Raw genomic sequence first — 18,579 nt, forward strand, 5'->3', positions numbered from 1 at the left:
TGCTGCGCGACAAGAAGGCCTCGACGAGCTACATCCAGCGCCGGCTCCAGATCGGCTACAACCGCGCCGCCTCGCTCATGGAGCGCATGGAAAACGAGGGCATCGTCGGCCCCGCAAACCATGCCGGGAAACGCGAGATTCTGATCAACCATCTCGATCTGGACGATTGATGCCCGATCCCGCGGCGAAACCGAAAGGCGGCTCTCACGAGCCGCCTTTTTCTTGTTCGGGCGTGCCTTCGGATTACTGGATGACCTGCACGACCGTCCGGGTCTGCGGATCGACCAGCACGGTCCTGTCGTTCACGATCGTGTAGCTGTAATTGTCCCGAAGGCCGACGCTCGGGGGAACATCGTAGAGCCGCACGCGCGGCGGCAGCGGCTGGCCGACGACCACTTCCTCGGTGACCCGCATCGTTGGGCGGCGCTGGGCCACCACATAGGTGCGGACCCTGGTCGATTCCTCAGCCGAGAGAACGCCTCCCACGGCAGCCCCGGCGACGCCGCCGACCACCGCCCCGACAGGCCCGCCGATGACCGCGCCGGTCACGGCTCCGCCCGCAGCGCCCGTGGCGGCGCCGGTTTCAGTGCTGCTCTGGCAAGCGGCCAGGGGAAGAGCCAGAAGAGTCAGGATGGCGGCCGAATGGAGGACGTGATTGCGCATGGCGGATTCCTTTCCGGTTAGCACCATGCGAACGCGGGAAAGCTTGGCCGGTTCCCTTCCTGGCCCAACAGGCACGCTCCCCGGTCGAAAGGTGTGTGCAGGTGCGGCTTTTGTCCTTGCCGTTCCGGCCCTCAAATGCATCTCTCATGACAGGCGCAAAGCACGGGTTGGGAGGACAGGATGGCGGAACGTTCCAAGGTTGCGATCGTGACCGGGGCCGGAACGGGCGTGGGCAGGGCGATCAGCGCAGGGCTCCTGACGGCCGGCTACAGCGTCGTGATGGCCGGGCGCCGCCGGGAAGCCCTGGAAGCCGCGCAACGGGAGATCGCCGGGGCGGGTGCCTCCACGCTTCTGGTTCCGACCGACGTCACGAATCCGGCCTCCGTGGCGGCGCTCTTCGCCGCCACCCGGCAGGCCTTCGGACGGGTCGACCTTCTGGTCAACAATGCCGGAATGGGGGCTCCGGCGGTTCCGCTCGAGGACATTCCGTTCGAGCAGTGGCAACAGGTGGTGGCGACCAACCTGACCGGGACATTCCTGTGCACGCAGGAGGCCTTCCGGATCATGAAGGACCAGACCCCACGGGGCGGACGGATCATCAACAACGGTTCCGTCTCGGCCTACGCTCCGCGCCCGCTGTCGGCTCCCTATACGGCCACCAAGCATGCCGTTCTGGGCCTCACGAAGTCCACATCCCTCGACGGCCGGGCCTACGACATCGCCTGCGGGCAGATCGATATCGGGAACGCCGCCACCGACATGACGGCCCGCATGACCGAAGGCGTGCTCCAGCCCAACGGAACGCTCGCTCCGGAGCCGAGGATCGACCCCAAGCATGTGGCGGATGCCGTGGTCTACATGGCCGGATTGCCTCTGGACGCGAACGTGCTGACCATGACCGTCATGGCGACGAAGATGCCGTTCGTCGGCCGGGGGTGAGACACATTGCCGTGAAGGGGGTGGGCTCACCTGGGAAGTAAGCTCGACCGCCCCATCTGACCGGGGTGGCGCGGCCGATATCCGGCCCGCCGTACGGTTCCCATTCAGCTTGTCCCGGGCAGGATCGGAACCGGCAGTGCGGCTTGGCCTGAACGGCCGTGCCGGCCCCTTTGCGCGGGAGAGTGTTTTTCCGATGACGGCGGTGGAATGAGCGCGATCCTCGTCAAGATCTTTGCGACCGCCCTGACCCTGAGCCAGGTCCTCGTCGACCCGGACATGGTCAGGACGAGCTTCGATCCCGCGCGGGATCAGGAGCAGGTCACGCAGCTCCTCAAGGACGGATGCGCCCACATGCGCCGGGCCTTCGACATCGAGGACATCAACCTCGACGACCTCATCGCCACCGCGATGGACGATCCCCAGGCCATCGCGGGCGAGATGAAGGTGCTGCAGGGGTTGAGCTTCAACGACCTGCACGCGAGCTATCGCCAGTTCTGCAAGAACGAGAAGGTCGAGCCTCCGCCGGTCGATCTCGCCGAGGTGATCTCCACCTACAATGCGGCGGTCGCCGGGCTCCCCGACGCCGGAAAGCTGAAAGGCCTGAAGCTCCCCGGGGTGAGCGTCATCCTGGATGGAAACGGCAAGCGGTTCGCCGAGGTCTACGAGCCTGACCACCGGCGCGTCTGGGTTCCCCTGTCCGAGATCCCGAAAAGCGTCCAGCAGGCTTTCGTCTCGGCCGAGGACAAGCGCTTCTATCAGCACAAGGGCGTGGATGAGCGCGGCGTGATCCGCGCCTTCGTGGGCAATCTGGCCAATCCCGGCCGTCCGGCGGGCGGCTCCACGATCACCCAGCAGGTGGCGAAGAACCTGCTCGTCGGCGACGATGTGACTTACGATCGCAAGATGCGCGAGATGATCGTCGCCTCGCGCATCGAGCGCGTGCTCAGCAAGGCGGAGATCCTCGAGATCTATCTCAACTCGATCTATCTCGGCCGCTCGTCATGGGGCATCGAGATGGCGGCGCGGAGCTATTTCGGAAAGAGCGCCAAGGCGCTGTCCGTCTCGGAAGGGGCGCTGCTTGCGGGTCTCGCGAAAGGACCGAACTACTACAATCCCGACACGAAGCCGGACCGCGCCCAGGAGCGCATGGCCTACGTGCTCAGCCGCATGCAGGACGACGGATTTCTGAAGGCCGATCAGGTTCAGCAGGCCGTCGCGGCCCTGCCGTCGAGGGTCCCCTTCGAGCGCATCAAGCGGACGTCGGGCTTCTACTTCGTCGATCATGTCAGTCGGGATGCCCGCACGCTCGCCGACATCGATAGCCTGAGCGCGGGCGGTTACACGGTGCGAACCACCCTCAACCCGGCTCTGCAGCAGGCCACCGAGGCGGCCTTGCAGGAGGGGCTCGCCCGCTATGAGCTGAGCATCGGGCGGCAGCGCTACCAGGGGGCCGAGGCGAACCTCGCCGGGGCCATCAAGGCGCTCGAAGGCGTTCAGGATCCGGCGCCCGCCTGGAAGCGGGCGCTCGGGGCGGTGCGCCTGCCGCTCTACGACGTCCAATGGCCCGCGGCCGTCGTGATCGAGAAGGGGAAGGACCGGAAGACGGGCGCCAACGTCCTGCGCGTCGGTCTGGCGGACGGGCGCGTCCTGCCGCTGAACGCCTGGGAGGCGGCCCGTCGCGATCTCAAGCTCCATGACGTGGTGCGCGTCCAGGTCATCGAGCAGAAAGGCAAGGGCGCCGTTCGCGCCGATCTGCGAACCCCGCCGGCAGTGCAGGGCGGGGCGGTCGTCCTGGAGAACAAGACCGGCCGCATCCTCGCGATGGCCGGCGGCTTCTCCTACCCTTTGAGCCAGCTCAACCGGACAACGCAGGCGCAGCGGCAGCCGGGATCCGCCTTCAAGCCGCTGACCTATCTCGCCGCCTTGTCGAAGGGGCTGCAGCCCAACACGCTGATCTGGGATGCCCCGGTGACGCTGCCGCCCGTGGGCGGCGACGCCAACGCCCGAGGCGGCGCTTCCTGGAGCCCGAAAAACTTCGACGGCGGGGGCTCCGGCATCGTCACCCTGCGCCGGGCCCTCGAGAACTCGAAGAACCTGGTGACCGCGCGCCTCCTCGACGGCGGCATCGAATCCTCTCCGGAACAGAGCCTGAAACGGGTCTGCGAGCTTGCCATCGAGGCGCAGCTCTATCTGGAATGCACGCCGCATTATCCGTTCGTGCTCGGTGCGCAGCCGGTGCGGATGATCGATCTGGCGGCGTTCTATGCGGCCGTGGCCAACGAGGGGGCTATGCCGGTGCTCCATGCCATCGAGACCGTGGAGGAGAACGGGCGCACGGTCTACAGCCGGAAGGCCGGTGCGCTGGTCCGGCTCGGTTCCGCCGATCCCGCCGCCTTCTTCCAGCTCAAGTCGATGCTGCAGGGGGTGCTGGAGCGTGGAACGGCCCGCTCCCTGAAGGCGCTTGCACCTTACGCCGCAGGAAAGACCGGAACGTCCGACGATGAGAACGATGCCTGGTTCGTCGGCTTTACCAACGACGTCACCATCGCGGTCTGGGTCGGGCACGACAATGCTGACGGCAAGCGGCGGACCCTCGGGCGCGGACAGACGGGCGGCAAGGTCGCAGCTCCCATCTTCCAGTCCATCCTCCAGGCCGCGTGGGATCATCATGCGCCCAAGACCCCGCTCAGCCCGCCTTCGCCTCAGGCGGCCAAGCAGCTCATCGCCCTGCCGATCGACCTGAACACGGGCGACCGGCTGACCGACGGGCAGGGGCGGGGCTTCACGGAGTATTTCCGGCTGAACTGGTTCGGCCGGTTGAGCGAGACGCAGTTCCGTCTCGTGCCGCAATCGGAGGTCTATGCCTTCCGTCATCCCGATCCGTGGAGCGACGGGGAGGCGAATGGCGGGCCCGATTACCCCGAAGAGGGGCCCTATGCGCAGGGCCCCGGCTGGCTCGACAGCTTGCGGCAGAACGTTCCGTCACGCCGCCAGGCCGAGCCCGAGCGGGAGTTCCGCTGGTGGTGGGAGGACGAGGCTCCCCGGCGACCCCGGCGTGTGGATCCGGACTACTTCTGGCGTAACGGACAGGTTTACTGATGACATCGACGAAGCCTTTCGGACGGATGATGGCCGCCTTCGCGGCCCTTTTGTTCTCCGCCGGGGCCCTGTGGGCTCAGGAGTTCAAGATCGACGAGGTGCCGTCCGTAACGGCGGTCGCACCGGCAAGGCTGAAGCCCAGGACCATCCTGTTCAGCGATCATCGTGACGACAAGCTGGCCGATCCCGGCACGGGGCTGATCCGGTTCGAGGACTGGGCCCGCGAGCGGCCCATCCAGAAGCAGCTCTTGAGCCCGTTTCCGGACTATGCCGAGCCGGTCATCAGGGTCTCGGTCCATGGGATTGCGAAATCCTATACCGAGAAGCTCCACATGTATGTGGTGGAGGCACGCTTCCTGATCGACAAGGCGCCCGATGCCATCGATCTCGGGCGCTACACCCATCTCGACGTGCTCGAGAAGATCGACCCTTCCATCAAGCATCGCCGCATCACGGCGGACCAGGCTGCCCCGCAGGCCGATCCGCAATACGCGTACAGCCGCCGTCCCGGACGCCGCTGGTGCGAAGCCGAGGACAGCCTCTGCATCGAGTCCCGCTATCCGCTCGAGGGCAAGCTGCCGGTCGGGATCAGGCTCGCCAACAAGCTGGAGGAGGGCGGCAAGAAGATCTCGGAGTTCATGGAGTTCCAGACGGAAATCCGCACCCTCGGCCGGGACGAGATCGACCGGGGCGGCTTTGCCAGGCTCACCGGCCTGGATGCTCCCGTGGCCGGGGTTCTGGAGCAGACGATCTTCTACGTCAACCAGGTCATGCAGTTCGGCAAGCTGCTCACGGTCCTGCAGCCTTCGCCGGCCGATGCCGGCCAGACCGTGGCGACAATGTTCATGACCCTTGCGGTGGAGACCGACGTTCTGGAACGTAAGAAGGAGTTCGAGAACGTTCCCGTGCTGCGGAACCTGATCCCCGCCCAGGTTCTCATGGGCAAGAGCTCGTTCAATTCCGGCAACTCCATCAGCGCTGGGCTTCCCGACTATGTCCGCAACCGCATCCGCGCCCTTGCCGAGCAGTTCGAACGCTGAACCGACCCGCGCAGCCCATGAAAAAGCCCCGTTCCAAGCAGGCTGAACGGGGCTGCTAAGTGTGCGGAGGCGACAAGGGGTTGCGGGGAATGGTGCCTCCGTACCAAACCAAGCGTTTAGCTTGATCAATGTTCCTTGGGAAATGTCGAATTCGAAGCTTGGCAGGCATCAATTTTCCTTGATTGCGCCACGATCCGACGGCTCACTCGTCCTTTGGATTACCGGCAAAGGATGTGGTGGAACGCCGCAGGCCGGTAACAAACGGCCCCAGGCATTGTTGGAGGCCAGCAGTCAGCGTTTCTTCCTCCCGAACTTGCCTTCCCTGGCCCGCCCAGGGAAGGCTTTTTGTTGGAGCCCGGGGCTGTCGGGATCGATCATGCGACGATGCCCTTCCGTTCCCCTTCCTGCACTGTTATCTGCCTGAGCGTCCTGCCTGTCCCAGTCGCACCCGCCGAACCAGCGGACGACTCATGCCGAAGAGGTGTCGTTACATGGCCAAAGCCATCCACTCCATGATCCGGGTGCTCGACGAGCCGCGCTCCGTGGCGTTCTACGACACGGCATTCGGATTGAAGGTCGCGGAGCGCTTGGCGTTCGAGAGCTTCACGCTCGTCTATCTGAGCAACGAGGATGGAGAATTCGAACTGGAGCTGACGATCAATCACGACCGGACGGAACCCTATTCGCTCGGCGACGGGTATGGACACCTGGCCTTCTCCGTGGACGATCTGGAGGCGGAGCATGCCCGGTTCGCGGCGCTCGGCCTCGTTCCGACCCCGTTGAAGGAGCTGAGGCTCGAGGGTAGGCCTCCGGCGCGCTTCTTCTTCGTGCAGGATCCGGACGGGTACAAGATCGAGGTTCTGCAGCGCGGCGGGCGCTACAAGTAGTCGAACGTTTCCGTCGCTCCGCTTCCAAGAGAGGTCCCGTGGCCATCCGTCCCATCGTCCGTTTTCCCGATCACCGGCTGCGCCAGAAGGCGCAACCGGTCGGCACGGTCGACGAGGCGGTGCGGGAGCTCGCCCGGGATCTCGCTGACACGATGCGGGCCGCCCCCGGCATCGGCATCACGGCGCCGCATGTGGGGGTTCTCGCGCGGCTCGTGGTCATCCAGCTGGAATCCGATCCGGCGCCGCACATCTATATCGATCCGGACATCACGTGGGCCTCTCCGGAGAGGATCCGGCACGTGGAGGGCAGCGTCTCCATGCCGGGGGTGACCGATGAACTCGAGCGTCACGCACGGGTGCGGGTGCGCTACAGGGACCTCGACGGTTCGGAACGGGAAGAGGAGGCGGACGAGCTGATGGCGATCTGCCTCCAGCATGAAATCGACCAGCTCGACGGCGTCTTCTGGATCGACCGTCTGTCGAAATTGAAGCGGGACCGTCTGATCAAACGGTTCGAGAAGCTCCAGCGCATCAGAGCGTGATGGTGGAGTTGCTCTGAGAGTGGAGTTTGAAAGTCTTGTTCGAGATCTATCGTATCGAAACCGTCGCGTCGGAAGAGGCGGGCGGGGGAATCATCCGTCGAATCATGGTGCGCGTCGATTCCCTCGAAAAGGCCAAGGAACGCGCCTTGAAGGTGTTTTCCCTGGCGCGACGCCCGCAATCGCGCGATCCCGAGGTGGAAGCCGTGCGCGTTCTGAACGGCGCCGGGCACGAGGTCTTCTCGATTAGCACGAGAGACTAGAGCACCGTGCGAAAAAGTGGACCCGGTTTTTCGCGTCGAACGGTGCGCCAGCCAAGAGTGGAGCATCGGACAATCGGGATCACCGGGACGAGCCCGGTGATGACATGGAGGGTGACCATTGCAGTGGCGCGACCCTTCCCACGACCCTCCACACGTCATGGCCGGCCTTGTGCCGGCCATCCCGATGCGGAAAAGCGCCGCGCCTCTCGTATCGGGATCACCGGGACAAGCCCGGTGATGACGGGGTGGTGGATCGACCGGGCGATCAAGACAGGGTCCCGGACGATGCGCCGCTCAAAGGCTTGAGCATCGGGATCGATGCTCTTGGTTCCTGTTCCCGCAAAAGGCGTCCTGGGGATAACCCAAACACCATTTGACACTGCGCGCATTCACCGGTACTTGCGCGCCTCCATCGCGAAAATCGCTTCCTGCGAGCGCGCGATGCGAGGAAATGCGCGGGCGTAGCTCAGTCGGTTAGAGTGCCGGCCTGTCACGCCGGAGGTCGCGGGTTCGAGCCCCGTCGCCCGCGCCACTCTCCTCCCGCTGCCGGGATGGCAGCCTCCACCCCAGCGCAGAAGCACCTGAGCGTCGTAGCCCTCGGCCAGCGCATCGGACGGACCCAGAGGGCCGCCTTTCGGGGACGACAGGCGCCACGGAACCGTTCCATGTCGGCGCCGTGACAATGCCGCCCGAGCGGGGATAGCCACGGGACAGCCCGCGGAGGATCATGTATGGTTGGAGCATGAGCAACGATAATCCCGAGCTTCGCGTGCAGCTGTCCGACCAATGGCAGAAAGTCGCCATCGACTTGATCCGCAAGGGAATTCCGGCCGACATGGTCTTCGAGTCGCTGCTGACCGTCGGGCTCGCCGGTCATGTGGAGCTCCAGGGCAAGGACCAGACCGCCAGCAAGCTCGTTGCCATCGCCGAGCAGTTGTCGGAACAGGTCAGGCGGGAGAAGGAGGCGCTGCAGGAGGCCTCCGGGGCGACGAAGAACTAGCCAGACTTCGCAGCAGATTCAACTTACGGCTAAAGCGCCACTAAAATCGCACTTCAGGCGTTTTCCAGGTGCAACATCTGGAGTTATTGTTGCGTTAGCTCGGCGAAGTCCCCGAAGCAGCCCGAGCTGCTTCTCCGACCAACAGATACAATAGAGTCGTGCCCTCATGCAGCCGGCGCTCGACAGCAGCACCTTAGACCGTTTGATCGCCCTCGGACGGGAGCAGGGACATCTCACGAATCAGGATCTCGAGGCCAATCTTCCGATCGCCTCCATGAGTGCGGAGGAGATTGCCCTCATCGTGGTTCATCTGGAAGAGACCGGCGTTCCGGTCGAGCTCGACGACAGTCTCGCATCGCCCAATCCCAAGCCCAACCCGGCGCCCGTCAGAAGCGCCGAGATCATTCCGTTTCCGGATCGCGCCGCGGCCGCCCGGGTGAAGCGTCGGAACGCGCCTCTTCAGAAGGCCAGTCCGACGGCGTCTGAAGCCCCCAAAGCTGCACAGCCCGGGCGGGGGGCCACGCACTGGGCCGTCGCGATCTCGGGGCTCCTGGTCCTGGTGCTCCTGGTCGGCCTCGTCATGATGCTGGGCGTCTGATCTCACCACCCGTCAAAAGTTCCGCCTGAGCCTGCCCACCGACGACCGGAAGCGGTTTGACGGCGGGTCCGCTGAAATGCGTGACGCTGAGGTCATGCCGCGCGTCCGACGTGAAGCCGAGGTCGAGGAACGCCGTCCTCGGGTCGAAGAGGGACTTGGCTGCTGCGGTCGCGTCGTACCCGATGATGGCGTCGAGCTCGGGCGTGACCCTCGCGGCTGCCCGCGGAACGGTCGCCTCACCCGCGCCCATTGCGGTTGCCGCCATGGCGACAGCCGCCAGCTTGATCTCCGGTGGGCGCTGCGGCGGCAGGGGAACCGCCACGGCGAGTTCCTTGACGCTGTCCGGATCAGCCGAAGCCACCATCGTCGACGGGCCGGAGGCCTGCGTCTCCTGCTGCGGCGCCGGCGCGGCATTCTTGCGACCGAACAGACTGGCGAAGAGATTGCCGATGGAAGGACCGCCGCCGGCGGACGCCTGGGTGGCGAGGGCCGCGTTGCGCGGAAGGATCTCGGCTTTCGCCAGCTCGTAACCCGGAAGCGGCTTGCCATTCGAGGGAAGGTGCAGGGTCTTCCCGTCAGGGAACAGCTGAACCAGCTGCTGCTGCGTCATGCGCGGCCAGGCCCGGACGTTGCCGGTGTCCACATGGACGAAGGCGGAGGACGAGTAATAGCCTACGCCGCCGTATTGCATCTTCATCGCGATGGCGCGCAGGCGGGCCGTGTCCACGTCGGGCAGACGAATGTCCATCGCCTTGCCGAGCATGTGCTGGCTGTGCTCGGCGACCCCGCTCGACCGACGGCGCAAGGCGCCGTTGGTTTCCGGCGACCGGTAGGCGGAGATGATGTTGATGGGCTGTGACGAGCCGGATTCCCTGTACACTTCCCAAATGATGTCGAACAGGCGTGGGTCCATCTGCGCGGGCCTCTCCACGCGCCAGTCGCGGAGGAACCAGTTGAGTTGCTGCAGAGCGCCCGAGTCGTACTCCCCGTTGCGGCGGAAGGTGACGGTCAAGCTTTCCCGCGTATGCGTGTGATAGAAGGTGAGGGTGCGGTTCTCTCCGAACGCGGCGGCATCCTGAACGCGGGCCGTCGCCAGGAGAAGAAAGGACGCCGCGCCCAGGAGGCCGAGGGCCAGACAGGATGCGCCCGTCCTGACAGGCCGGTAGCTCCGTTCGGAGGCAGGGGCTGACCTGCATCCGCCAACCGATCGCTCGGATCGGGCGAGTAATCGCGCCATGGTTCGTTGGTTCCCGCGTCCCTTTAAGCGACGTGTGATCGTTAACCATGGCAAAAATAGGCGCGAAGCGTGCCTTTTTGCTTAATCGGGCAGGGCCGCCGTCTGATTTCGCTTCGGGCGTCCCGATGGCGACGACAGGACGACCACCTTCGTGCCCACGGGCGTGTGGTTGTACAGGTCGATCACGTCCTGGTTGATCATGCGGATGCAGCCCGATGAAACATTGGTGCCAATGGTCCAAGGCTCGAAGGTGCCGTGGATGCGGTAGAGCGTATCCTTGTTGCCCTGCCACAGGTACAGCGCCCGAGCGCCGAGCGGGTTGCCGGGGCCGCCGGGCATACCGGGACCGCCGGGCAGTTCCCCCATCTGCTCCTTGAGGTCCGGCTGTCGCCCGAACATCTCCTTGGGGGGATACCAGTCCGGCCATTCCTGCTTGTCCTTGATGACAGCGGTTCCGGACCAACTGAACCCCGACCGGCCGACGCCCACGCCGTAGCGCACGGCCATGCCGTCGCGCATGACGAGGTAGAGGTAGCGCGAACGCGGGTCCACCACGATGGTCCCGGGCGCCTCGGCCGTCTGGTACTCGACGACGCGCCGCAGGTAGGCCGGGTTGATCCTCGACAGTTCGATGCCCGGTACCGGGTAAAGGTCGTCGACGGGAGCGTACATGCGCTGGTAGGCGGACATGTCCCGCATCGACTGGGCGAGGCTGCGGTCGGTCGGCAGCCCGGTGCCGACGACGGCGGCTGAGGCTCCAAGCAGGAAGGTTCTGCGGCTGAGGTCCATTGTGCTCTCCCCGGCGGACTTAACTCGACAATAAGAAGACGCAGGACCATCCGTCTCGGTTTCATGGTAGCTGCTATGCTTCACGGGCAGAGTGAAGCCTGGCCGTTCACATTCGGGCGAGTACGGAGCAGGGGCAATTTGGTGTGATGATCGAGAACCTCCCATGGTCGTGGCTCGCGGGCGTAGGCCTGCTGGGCGTCCTGTTCGTTCTGGTTCTTCTCTGGACCCGCAAGCCGCGCTACCGGCGTGCTGCGATCATGACGGACAACGAGCGCGAGTTCTATCAGCGCCTTCTCGCCGCCTGCCCCGATTGTCAGGTCTGGCCGCAGGTCCCGATCCTGGCGCTCGTCCGTCCGGACGCGAAGGAAGGCAGCCGTGCCTTCTGGATGGCTTTCAAGAAAATTTCGAACACCCGCGTCGACTGGGTCGTCGTTCGGGACCTGGAGGTCGTGGCGGTCGTCGAACTCGACGACCGCTCCCATGACGCCCGCAGGGACGCCCAGCGCGACAAGGTCCTGAAATCCTGCGGCTACCGCGTGGTCCGCTTCAGCTCGAGCCGTAGGCCCGATCCCAGGCAGATCCAGGCGGCGGTTTTCCGGCCCGATTAGCGGCCCGAGGCCCGCATCGTGCTCCCTTGGTGCGCACCCAAGCTGGCGAACACTTCCTCCCGCAGGAGGTTCGGCTCGGACAAATAACGGGCCGAATGGTGGAACGGCGTGACCGACCTGACCTCCGCCTCCCGGGCGATCGATCCGGCGTCCCGGGCGGTCAAGTGCAGAGACGCGACGGCCAGGGGACGGTCGCACTCCAGGAAGACCGCTTCGATGAAGAGCTGATCGGCCCGGCGGGCGAGCCGAACGATTTTCTCGCGGTTTTCGGGATGCGGCGCCGCGTCGGTGACATAGGCGACGCTCTGGCCCGGCGCGATGCGCAGGGCCTGACCCTTCAGGTCAGCAAGGCGAATGCTCCCTCGGCCAGGGACGGCAACGGGATGATCGTCGGGCATGCCGAGGCGGATCGCCCGCTTGGCTTCGTTGAGCCAGGGGCCCGGCGGGAGATCGAGTTCGTTCAGGACGCCTCGCCACACATTCACCTGAAGGACCTCCCTCAGGGCGAAGGCGAGGGACGGGATGCCGTGATCGAGGGCGACGGCCTCGATCCTGAACTCGCCCTCCATCCAGGCGACGCCCTCCGGGAAAACGGGCGGCTCGACGTCCCGCCGGGCGAAGGCTTCACGGGCTTGGAACTCCGCCGCCTGAGTCACCCGGCGGCCGTCGTAGTCCATGGCGGTGAGGCGGAAATCGACCGAATTCTCGTCCAGAAGGTTCCAGGTGAAGCCGCGGATCCGATGTTCGACCTGCGCGGCGAAGCCTGGCGGTCCGATGAGGGTCAGAGGGCGCGGACGATGCAGGCAGAGCCGAAGCAGCCGGTCGAACCCGGCCATGTGGTCCACATGCGTGTGAGAGACGAAGACGTGGCTCACGCGCAGCAGTTCGCGGGAGGAGAGGGCGCTGACGTCGCCGAGATCGAAGAGGATCGCCCGGCGGCCGTAACGAAAATCCAGGTAGACGCCCGGATCGCTGAACGGATCGTTCACGAGGCGGGGTTGCACAAGCCAGCTCATCCGGTGCCAACGGGCCCGATCCGGGCATGTTCCGCAGTGAAAGGCCGGGTCCGCATGGAGCGGACCCGGCCCGGAATGATCACGACGCGGGAGCGCCCGACAAACGGATGAAGCGGGTCAGGCTTCATCCTCCACTTCGTCGGGATCGGTCACGTCGACCAGGAACATGATGTAGGGACCTTCGTCCTCGTCATCGTCATCCTCGTCCTCATCGAAATCCGCGTTTTCGAACTCGGTCTTCTCCTCATCGGTCGCCGGCCTAACGTTGAGGGTCGCGAAGCCGTCCCACAGGGGAGCTCCCTCGCTTTCCAGGACCTTGAGATCGTCCTTGAAGTCTTCGCTCATGAGGAGATCGCGGGCCTCGTCCTCTCCGGCATTGGTAATGGCGACAGGCTTGTCGCTAATCGTCAGCGTGAACATGATTCGTCCTTTCCATTCGCCCGCAAGGGATACCCACTAACGCACGACCCTGCACGTTCGTGGCAGGGATATGCACATGAAGCGACATGAAGATGACCGGGTGGAGGCCCGGTCCGTCGACGGAACCAAACGGGCCTACCGGCCCCCCTTCGTCTTCAGCCAGGCTTCCATTTCGGCGATCTCGCGCTCCTGTTCCCGGATGACGTCGGCGGCCCATTTCCGGATCTGCTCGTCCTTGGCGTGCTGAAGCGCCACCTTCGCCATGTCGATGGCGCCCTGGTGATGGGGAATCATGCCGCGCACGAAATCGACGTCCGGGTCACCGCTGAACGGGATGTCCATGTTCCGGTGCATGGTCTCGTTCGCCTGGCGGTAGCCTTGGGTGGAGGGCGCCTCTGCGGCCTGCGCTGGTGCTGTGGCGGGCTGCCCCGCGTGACCTCCATGGTGGCCTCCATGTGCGCCCTGCGCCCGCGCACCCGCGGGCAGGGCGCTCAGCAGGGCGGTCAGGACAAGAGAATAGGTTTTCATCGGTGTTGCTCGCGAAAAATGGGAACGCGTGGGAGGGGTGCAGCGCCCTGTCCTGGGCGCGCGATGGCCCAGGCTGCTCCGTGATCGTTCGGGCGTCAGGCATGCTGTTGCGAGAGAGGCCTGGCGGCGTAGCCGGCCCTGTGCAACGCTGCCAGGATCGCAGCTTCCTCGCGGTCCGTGGCGACCGCGACGACGCGGCTTTCCAGGTCGGCCTCAACCTGGGCTTGCGGATCGAGTGCTTGGAGAGCCTGCCTGATGCTCCTCAGGCAACCGCCGCACTGGATGTCCGGCACGTGAAAGTGATGCATGGTCGGGATCCTTTCTCGAGATCCCGACACTCTTGAACCTTTCCACGATGGCAAGGTCAAGCCGCCTAGCGCATCGGACGGAAAAGTGGCTCCACTTTTGGGATCGATTGCGATGCTCCCCTCTTGGCTGGCGCATCGTTCGACGCGGCCCTCTGGGTCCGCACGATGCGCCAAGGCGGTTATTCGGGCTATCTTCCCGTCAGCATAAAGGATGTGATTGCAGCAGCTTATCTTCTTCGAGTAGCTCTGTTATCGCGGATCGAGATGCAGAACTGGTCAGGAGCAGCCGACGGTGGTCGGGACGAGTCAGATGAAGGTTGTCACCCATAGCGGCACATTCCATGCCGACGATGTCTTCGCCTTCTCGATTTTGCGGGAAGCCCTGGGGATTTTCGATTTCACCCGGACCCGAGACACGGCCTTGATCGACGCCGCGGACCTCGTCTTCGATGTCGGCGGCGTCTACGATATCGCGCGCGGACGCTACGATCACCACATGCGGGATCTGCCGCGCCGGCCCGATGGGACGCCTTACAGCTCCGTGGGCCTGATCTGGCGCGACTTCGGGCGCAATGCCCTGCCGAACCTGGCTCCGGGGATCGATGAGGACCTGCTGGACGTGGTCTGGAAGGACATCGATACCGGCTTCGTTCTTGCCATCGACCAGGCCGACAACGGCGTCGCGTCGGTCAGTCAGGGTCACCTGTCGCTCCTGATCGAAGCCTTCAATCCCACCTGGGCCAGCGACCAATCCTATGACGATGCGTTCCTCGAGGCGGCCGATTTCGCCAGAGGGATCCTGGCCCGGGCTTGCCAGCAGGCGCATGCGGAAGCGCAGGCGCAGTCCTCCGTGCTCTCCGCCGCCCGGAGGACGCAGGACCCCCGGATCATCGTTCTCAATCGAAAGCTGCCTTGGGAGAAGGCCGTCTTCGAGGGGGGGTTGCGCGATCTTCTCTTCATCATATACCCGAATGAGGACGCCACATCCTGGTATTGCCGGACCGTTCCGCCGGAGCCTAATTCCTTCGGCCAGAGACTGTCCCTGCCGGAGGCGTGGCGGGGCTTGCAGGAAGAGGAATTTTCCCGCACCGCCGGGATCGCCGACGGCGTCTTCTGCCATCCTGGCGGGTTCATCTGCGGGGCGCGGTCGCAGGAATCCGCCGTCAGGCTGGCCGAGAAGGCGATCGCGGTCGGCCAATAGACGGGCTTGATCCGGAAGGGGCGGGACATGAAGCAGGTGCCGATCGTTTCTCATCCCGCCTACCAGGCCGCCCTGCCGGACGGTCATCGGTTTCCCATGCGAAAATACGGGCGTCTCGCCGAGGTGGTCGCGGATATGGGGCTTGCCCGGAACGGCTTCGTCGAACCGGAGGAGGCCCCAGCCGACCTGATCGCCCTGGCGCATGACCGCGCCTATGTGGATCAGGTCCTGTCCTGCTCCGTTCCCCGGGAGATCGAGCGGCGGATCGGCCTTCCCGTGAGCGAGAGCGTGGTGCGCCGTGCCCGTGCATCCGCCGGCGGGACACTGCTTGCCGGGAGGCTGGCGCTCCAGCACGGGCTTTCAGGGACGACGGCCGGCGGCAGCCATCATGGGCAGCGGGAGACGGGTGCGGGCTTCTGCGTCTTCAACGATGTCGCCATCGCGGCGAAGGCGCTCCATGCCGAGGGCGCGATCAAAACCGCGCTCGTCGTCGATCTCGACGTGCATCAGGGCGACGGCACGGCCGATTGCCTGCGCGACGAACCGGATCTCTTCACCTTCTCGATGCATGCGGAGAAGAACTATCCCGTGCGCAAGATTCCCAGCGACCTCGATATCGGGCTGCCCGATGCCCTCGAGGACGAGGCCTATCTGCAGGCTCTTCACGCCCATCTGCCGCGCCTGCTCGATGCCATCGAGCCGGACCTCGTGTTCTTCAACGCTGGGGTCGACCCGCACCGGGACGACAAGCTCGGCCGGCTCTGCCTTTCCGACGATGGGCTGCGCCGGCGCGACGCCTATGTGATTGAGCAGGCGCGCAGCCGCCGGATCCCGCTCGTCGCCGTGATCGGCGGAGGCTATTCCGCCGACATCGACCTCCTGGCTCGCCGGCACGCCATCGTGTTCGAGGCGATGGCGGCCTGGAGCGAGAAGGAATAATGCGGTCAGCGCGTCAGGGCTGAGGCAAGCTGCGCGGCCAGTGCCGCGTTGTTCTTCACCAGCGCGATGTTCGTGGCGAGGCTTCGACCGCCCGTCACCTTGAACAGGTGAGACAGAAGGAACGGCGTCACGGCCTTGCCGGTCACGCCGCGGTCCTTTGCTTCCGCGATGGCCGCGTCGATGAAGCTCTTCATCTCGCTTGCCGGAATTTCATCGGCGTCCGGAACCGGGTTGGCCACGAGGACGCCGCCCTCGAGACCGAGGGCCTCCTTGGTGCGGATGAGATCCGCCATGGCGTCCGGAGAATCGACCCGCAGGGGAACGGGCAGGGGGCTGGTCCGGCTCCAGAAGGCCGGGAAGCGGTCCGTCCGGTAGCCGATCACGGGCACGCCGCGGGTTTCGAGATATTCGAGGGTCCGCGGAAGATCGAGAATGGCCTTCGCGCCGGCGCAGACCACCGCCACAGGCGTTCGGGCCAACTCGTCCAGATCGGCCGAGATGTCCATGGTATCCTCGACGCCCTGGTGAACCCCGCCGATGCCGCCGGTGGCGAAGACCCGGATGCCGGCGAGCCTTGCGCAGATCATGGTCGCGGCCACGGTGGTGGCGCCATGCCGTCCCGACGAGACCGCATAGGGAAGATCGGCGCGGCTCAGCTTCATCACGTCCCCGGCCGTGCCGAGCCATTCGAGCTCCGCGTCCGACAGGCCGATCTTGATGCGCCCGTCGATGATCGCGATGGTGGCCGGGACGGCGCCGTTGTCGCGTACCACCGCCTCCACGTCGCGGGCCGTGGCCACGTTCTGCGGATGGGGCATCCCATGGGTAATGATGGTGGACTCGAGCGCGACGACCGCTCCGCCCGCGGCCAGCGTGGCCTGCACCTCGGGAGCGATGTCGAGAAAGCGCTTGGCGGTATCGTGCGTCATGAGGGCTCCCGTTCCACATCCGAACCGGCTCTAAGCGACAACGTGGATTCCAGCAAGGCGAACGACAGATCCGGCCGCACGCTCACCGGGCTTTCGACCGTCAGGGCCGCGGCGACCGCTCCGAGCCGCGCCGCTTGGTCCAAGGGCGCATCCTTGAGCATGGCCACGAGCGTCGCGGCGATCAGCGCATCCCCCGCTCCCGTGGCGTCGACGATCCCGGCCTTGATCGCAGGAACCTTCCGGATCCCGAAAGAATCCGCCGCGACGAGGCCCTTGCCCCCGAGGGTCAGGACGACCTGTTCCGCTCCCCGGGCGAGCAGGGCTTCCGCCGCGGATTCCGGCGCCACCTCAGGGCGGTTGAGATAGACCCGCGCTTCGTCTAGATTGAGGAAGAACACGCCGACTCCGCTCAGATCCGGCGGCAGGCGCATCACCTTCGGTGTCGAGACCGCATCGAGGGCGAGCATGAGGGCTCTTTGCCGTGCAAGCCCGATGAGATCGCTCAGGGTCTCGGCAGGCAGGTTGCAGTCGGCGAAGATCCAGGCTGATCCGAGTTCGGGCTCGGCCTCGTGCAGCAGGGCCGGCGTCAGGGTGTCGAAGATCGCCATATGGGCAAGTCCGACTGCCAGCTCCCCGTCGGGTTGCAGCACGGCCACGTATTCGGCGGTCGCGTGTGCGTCGGAGACGGTCACGCGCCGGGTGTCGATGCCGAGGCGCTCGAGGTCTTCGAGCAGGCCGTGCCCGTTGTCGTCGTCGCCCACGATCGACACCAGCGCGGCCTGGGTTCCGAGCCTGGCGATGGTCTCGGCGACATTGCGCGCGACGCCGCCGAACGAGCGCTCCGCCACGACCGGATTCGACGTGCCGGGACGGATGGTGGCCAAGGCGCGGTACTTGCGGTCCACGGCCGCTCCGCCGATGCAGACGACCCTGCTCATTCCCGGCTCCATGGCGTCGACTCATCCTCTTGCTGCCCGAACGGTATGCCGAAAGGGCGCCCGGGCCGCAATGGGACCGGGGCTTCCTTGCGCCTCCAGGCCGCACTTCCAAGCGGCCCTTCCAAGCGGCCCTTCCAAGCGGCCCTTCCAAGCCGCCCTTCGCAATGGTCGGGGCGAATTGCGCTGGATCAATGCCGGAACGGGTCGATCCGATAGGCTTCGGGCAGCATGGAGGCGGTCATGGATCCGGGAGCGGCGATCAAGCGATGGTGGGAGACCTGGAAGCAGCGGCATGAACTCGAGGCCCTCGACCGGGACCAGGGCGACGCGCTGGCCCGCGACATCGGAGTTTCGGCCGACATGCTGCCGATCCTCGCCGCGCGCGGTCCCGGCGCGGCGGAGAAACTGCCGCGCCTCATGGAGGCTCTGTCGCTCGATCCCGACCGGATCAGGCGCATCCACGCGGCCTTGATGCGCGACATGAGCCTGACCTGCTCGGGATGCACGGCGGCGGTCCGCTGCCGGCAGGATCTCGAGCACGAGCGAGCGCCCGCCCGCTACGACTCGTACTGCCCCAATGCCGCGACGCTGGTGGAGCTGCAGGAGGACGCTGCGTCCCAATCGACGCGACCCTGAGC

Annotated in this window: 22 protein-coding genes and 1 tRNA gene; 14 read left to right on the forward strand and 9 right to left on the reverse strand. The window is 65.5% G+C overall.

The window, feature by feature from the left end; translation table 11 throughout:
• On the forward strand, positions 1 to 170 hold a 170-nt coding region (locus OCW50_RS27405), incomplete at its 5' end, for a DNA translocase FtsK (RefSeq protein WP_262299805.1).
• Between the two features lie 73 nt (positions 171 to 243).
• On the opposite strand, the gene OCW50_RS27410 is transcribed toward OCW50_RS27405, so the two are convergent.
• Positions 244 to 663 (reverse strand): DUF1236 domain-containing protein, encoded by a 420-nt coding sequence (locus OCW50_RS27410; RefSeq protein WP_262267518.1) that lies wholly within the window; start codon positions 661 to 663, stop codon positions 244 to 246.
• A gap of 180 nt (positions 664 to 843) precedes the next feature.
• Between OCW50_RS27410 and OCW50_RS27415 the strand changes: the two genes are divergently transcribed.
• The 9 genes from OCW50_RS27415 (at position 844) to OCW50_RS27455 (ending at position 9,028) form a co-directional block, all read left to right on the forward strand.
• Positions 844 to 1,602, forward strand: a complete 759-nt coding sequence (locus OCW50_RS27415; RefSeq protein WP_262267519.1) for an SDR family oxidoreductase — start codon at positions 844 to 846, stop codon at positions 1,600 to 1,602.
• Positions 1,603 to 1,809: 207 nt separating this feature from the next.
• On the forward strand, positions 1,810 to 4,701 hold the full coding sequence (locus tag OCW50_RS27420; RefSeq protein WP_262299776.1) for a penicillin-binding protein 1A: 2,892 nt from the start codon (positions 1,810 to 1,812) through the stop codon (positions 4,699 to 4,701).
• Positions 4,701 to 5,741: a hypothetical protein gene (locus OCW50_RS27425; RefSeq protein ID WP_262299777.1), complete on the forward strand. Its 1,041-nt coding sequence runs from the start codon at positions 4,701 to 4,703 to the stop codon at positions 5,739 to 5,741. Before OCW50_RS27420 ends, OCW50_RS27425 begins: the two co-directional genes overlap by 1 nt.
• 491 nt (positions 5,742 to 6,232) lie before the next feature.
• Positions 6,233 to 6,628: a VOC family protein gene (locus OCW50_RS27430; RefSeq protein WP_262267522.1), complete on the forward strand. Its 396-nt coding sequence runs from the start codon at positions 6,233 to 6,235 to the stop codon at positions 6,626 to 6,628.
• A 38-nt stretch (positions 6,629 to 6,666) separates the two neighbouring features.
• On the forward strand, positions 6,667 to 7,170 hold the full coding sequence (locus tag OCW50_RS27435) for a peptide deformylase (RefSeq protein WP_262299778.1): 504 nt from the start codon (positions 6,667 to 6,669) through the stop codon (positions 7,168 to 7,170).
• Between the two features lie 35 nt (positions 7,171 to 7,205).
• Positions 7,206 to 7,430, forward strand: a complete 225-nt coding sequence (locus OCW50_RS27440; RefSeq protein ID WP_262267524.1) for a hypothetical protein — start codon at positions 7,206 to 7,208, stop codon at positions 7,428 to 7,430.
• Positions 7,431 to 7,885: 455 nt separating this feature from the next.
• Positions 7,886 to 7,962, forward strand: a tRNA-Asp gene (locus tag OCW50_RS27445).
• Positions 7,963 to 8,172: 210 nt separating this feature from the next.
• The gene (locus OCW50_RS27450; RefSeq protein ID WP_262267525.1) at positions 8,173 to 8,430 is read left to right on the forward strand and encodes a hypothetical protein; all 258 of its coding nucleotides are present in this window, start codon (positions 8,173 to 8,175) and stop codon (positions 8,428 to 8,430) included.
• Positions 8,431 to 8,596: 166 nt separating this feature from the next.
• A complete protein-coding gene (locus tag OCW50_RS27455; protein ID WP_262299779.1) occupies positions 8,597 to 9,028 on the forward strand; it encodes an RNA polymerase sigma factor region1.1 domain-containing protein in 432 nt (143 codons plus the stop codon).
• On the opposite strand, the gene OCW50_RS27460 is transcribed toward OCW50_RS27455, so the two are convergent.
• Positions 9,009 to 10,265 (reverse strand): peptidoglycan L,D-endopeptidase MepK, encoded by a 1,257-nt coding sequence (locus OCW50_RS27460; protein WP_262299780.1) that lies wholly within the window; start codon positions 10,263 to 10,265, stop codon positions 9,009 to 9,011. The two genes, OCW50_RS27455 and OCW50_RS27460, sit on opposite strands and share 20 nt — an antisense overlap.
• Before the next feature lie 81 nt (positions 10,266 to 10,346).
• Positions 10,347 to 11,054, reverse strand: a complete 708-nt coding sequence (locus tag OCW50_RS27465) for a L,D-transpeptidase (protein ID WP_262299781.1) — start codon at positions 11,052 to 11,054, stop codon at positions 10,347 to 10,349.
• Between the two features lie 146 nt (positions 11,055 to 11,200).
• Between OCW50_RS27465 and OCW50_RS27470 the strand changes: the two genes are divergently transcribed.
• Positions 11,201 to 11,662 (forward strand): DUF2726 domain-containing protein, encoded by a 462-nt coding sequence (locus OCW50_RS27470; RefSeq protein WP_262267529.1) that lies wholly within the window; start codon positions 11,201 to 11,203, stop codon positions 11,660 to 11,662.
• On the opposite strand, the gene OCW50_RS27475 is transcribed toward OCW50_RS27470, so the two are convergent.
• The 4 genes from OCW50_RS27475 to OCW50_RS27490 all read right to left on the reverse strand — a co-directional run bounded on the left by OCW50_RS27475 (position 11,659) and on the right by OCW50_RS27490 (position 13,934).
• Positions 11,659 to 12,666 carry a ribonuclease Z gene (locus OCW50_RS27475; RefSeq protein ID WP_262299782.1) on the reverse strand — a complete coding sequence of 336 codons (1,008 nt, stop codon included), beginning with the start codon at positions 12,664 to 12,666 and terminating at the stop codon, positions 11,659 to 11,661. The two genes, OCW50_RS27470 and OCW50_RS27475, sit on opposite strands and share 4 nt — an antisense overlap.
• Before the next feature lie 129 nt (positions 12,667 to 12,795).
• A complete protein-coding gene (locus OCW50_RS27480) occupies positions 12,796 to 13,098 on the reverse strand; it encodes a hypothetical protein (RefSeq protein WP_262267531.1) in 303 nt (100 codons plus the stop codon).
• Between the two features lie 135 nt (positions 13,099 to 13,233).
• Positions 13,234 to 13,626, reverse strand: a complete 393-nt coding sequence (gene copM / locus OCW50_RS27485) for a CopM family metallochaperone (RefSeq protein WP_262299783.1) — start codon at positions 13,624 to 13,626, stop codon at positions 13,234 to 13,236.
• Between the two features lie 95 nt (positions 13,627 to 13,721).
• Positions 13,722 to 13,934: a heavy-metal-associated domain-containing protein gene (locus OCW50_RS27490; protein ID WP_262299784.1), complete on the reverse strand. Its 213-nt coding sequence runs from the start codon at positions 13,932 to 13,934 to the stop codon at positions 13,722 to 13,724.
• 310 nt (positions 13,935 to 14,244) lie between these two features.
• Here OCW50_RS27490 and OCW50_RS27495 point away from each other — a divergent pair, with 310 nt between their 5' ends.
• Both OCW50_RS27495 and OCW50_RS27500 read left to right on the forward strand, forming a co-directional pair.
• On the forward strand, positions 14,245 to 15,135 hold the full coding sequence (locus OCW50_RS27495; RefSeq protein WP_262299785.1) for an MYG1 family protein: 891 nt from the start codon (positions 14,245 to 14,247) through the stop codon (positions 15,133 to 15,135).
• Positions 15,136 to 15,162: 27 nt separating this feature from the next.
• Complete coding sequence (locus OCW50_RS27500) at positions 15,163 to 16,074, forward strand: histone deacetylase family protein (RefSeq protein WP_262299786.1); 912 nt, start codon at positions 15,163 to 15,165, stop codon at positions 16,072 to 16,074.
• 5 nt (positions 16,075 to 16,079) lie between these two features.
• Here OCW50_RS27500 and OCW50_RS27505 read toward each other — a convergent pair whose 3' ends face one another.
• Positions 16,080 to 17,003: a pseudouridine-5'-phosphate glycosidase gene (locus OCW50_RS27505; protein WP_262299787.1), complete on the reverse strand. Its 924-nt coding sequence runs from the start codon at positions 17,001 to 17,003 to the stop codon at positions 16,080 to 16,082.
• The gene (locus OCW50_RS27510) at positions 17,000 to 17,941 is read right to left on the reverse strand and encodes a carbohydrate kinase family protein (RefSeq protein WP_262299788.1); all 942 of its coding nucleotides are present in this window, start codon (positions 17,939 to 17,941) and stop codon (positions 17,000 to 17,002) included. Before OCW50_RS27510 ends, OCW50_RS27505 begins: the two co-directional genes overlap by 4 nt.
• Positions 17,942 to 18,181: 240 nt before the next feature.
• Here OCW50_RS27510 and OCW50_RS27515 point away from each other — a divergent pair, with 240 nt between their 5' ends.
• Positions 18,182 to 18,577, forward strand: a complete 396-nt coding sequence (locus OCW50_RS27515) for a DUF6455 family protein (protein WP_262299789.1) — start codon at positions 18,182 to 18,184, stop codon at positions 18,575 to 18,577.
• Positions 18,578 to 18,579: the final 2 nt, after the last annotated feature.

It is taken from the genome of Microvirga sesbaniae (assembly GCF_025460805.1).
GTDB classification, from domain to species: Bacteria; Pseudomonadota; Alphaproteobacteria; order Rhizobiales; family Beijerinckiaceae; genus Microvirga; species Microvirga sesbaniae.

What these genes read in the sequence shown, in the direction of transcription:
- OCW50_RS27450 (WP_262267525.1), top strand. Translation starts at nt 8,173, where the DNA reads ATGAGCAACGATAATCCCGAGCTTCGCGTGCAGCTGTCCGACCAATGG.
- OCW50_RS27460 (WP_262299780.1), bottom strand. Translation starts at nt 10,265, where the DNA reads ATGGCGCGATTACTCGCCCGATCCGAGCGATCGGTTGGCGGATGCAGG.
- OCW50_RS27465 (WP_262299781.1), bottom strand. Translation starts at nt 11,054, where the DNA reads ATGGACCTCAGCCGCAGAACCTTCCTGCTTGGAGCCTCAGCCGCCGTC.
- OCW50_RS27430 (WP_262267522.1), top strand. Translation starts at nt 6,233, where the DNA reads ATGGCCAAAGCCATCCACTCCATGATCCGGGTGCTCGACGAGCCGCGC.
- OCW50_RS27425 (WP_262299777.1), top strand. Translation starts at nt 4,701, where the DNA reads ATGACATCGACGAAGCCTTTCGGACGGATGATGGCCGCCTTCGCGGCC.
- OCW50_RS27415 (WP_262267519.1), top strand. Translation starts at nt 844, where the DNA reads ATGGCGGAACGTTCCAAGGTTGCGATCGTGACCGGGGCCGGAACGGGC.
- OCW50_RS27470 (WP_262267529.1), top strand. Translation starts at nt 11,201, where the DNA reads ATGATCGAGAACCTCCCATGGTCGTGGCTCGCGGGCGTAGGCCTGCTG.
- OCW50_RS27410 (WP_262267518.1), bottom strand. Translation starts at nt 663, where the DNA reads ATGCGCAATCACGTCCTCCATTCGGCCGCCATCCTGACTCTTCTGGCT.
- OCW50_RS27480 (WP_262267531.1), bottom strand. Translation starts at nt 13,098, where the DNA reads ATGTTCACGCTGACGATTAGCGACAAGCCTGTCGCCATTACCAATGCC.
- copM (WP_262299783.1), bottom strand. Translation starts at nt 13,626, where the DNA reads ATGAAAACCTATTCTCTTGTCCTGACCGCCCTGCTGAGCGCCCTGCCC.
- OCW50_RS27510 (WP_262299788.1), bottom strand. Translation starts at nt 17,941, where the DNA reads ATGAGCAGGGTCGTCTGCATCGGCGGAGCGGCCGTGGACCGCAAGTAC.
- OCW50_RS27500 (WP_262299786.1), top strand. Translation starts at nt 15,163, where the DNA reads ATGAAGCAGGTGCCGATCGTTTCTCATCCCGCCTACCAGGCCGCCCTG.
- OCW50_RS27495 (WP_262299785.1), top strand. Translation starts at nt 14,245, where the DNA reads ATGAAGGTTGTCACCCATAGCGGCACATTCCATGCCGACGATGTCTTC.
- OCW50_RS27490 (WP_262299784.1), bottom strand. Translation starts at nt 13,934, where the DNA reads ATGCATCACTTTCACGTGCCGGACATCCAGTGCGGCGGTTGCCTGAGG.
- OCW50_RS27515 (WP_262299789.1), top strand. Translation starts at nt 18,182, where the DNA reads ATGGATCCGGGAGCGGCGATCAAGCGATGGTGGGAGACCTGGAAGCAG.
- OCW50_RS27420 (WP_262299776.1), top strand. Translation starts at nt 1,810, where the DNA reads ATGAGCGCGATCCTCGTCAAGATCTTTGCGACCGCCCTGACCCTGAGC.
- OCW50_RS27455 (WP_262299779.1), top strand. Translation starts at nt 8,597, where the DNA reads ATGCAGCCGGCGCTCGACAGCAGCACCTTAGACCGTTTGATCGCCCTC.
- OCW50_RS27505 (WP_262299787.1), bottom strand. Translation starts at nt 17,003, where the DNA reads ATGACGCACGATACCGCCAAGCGCTTTCTCGACATCGCTCCCGAGGTG.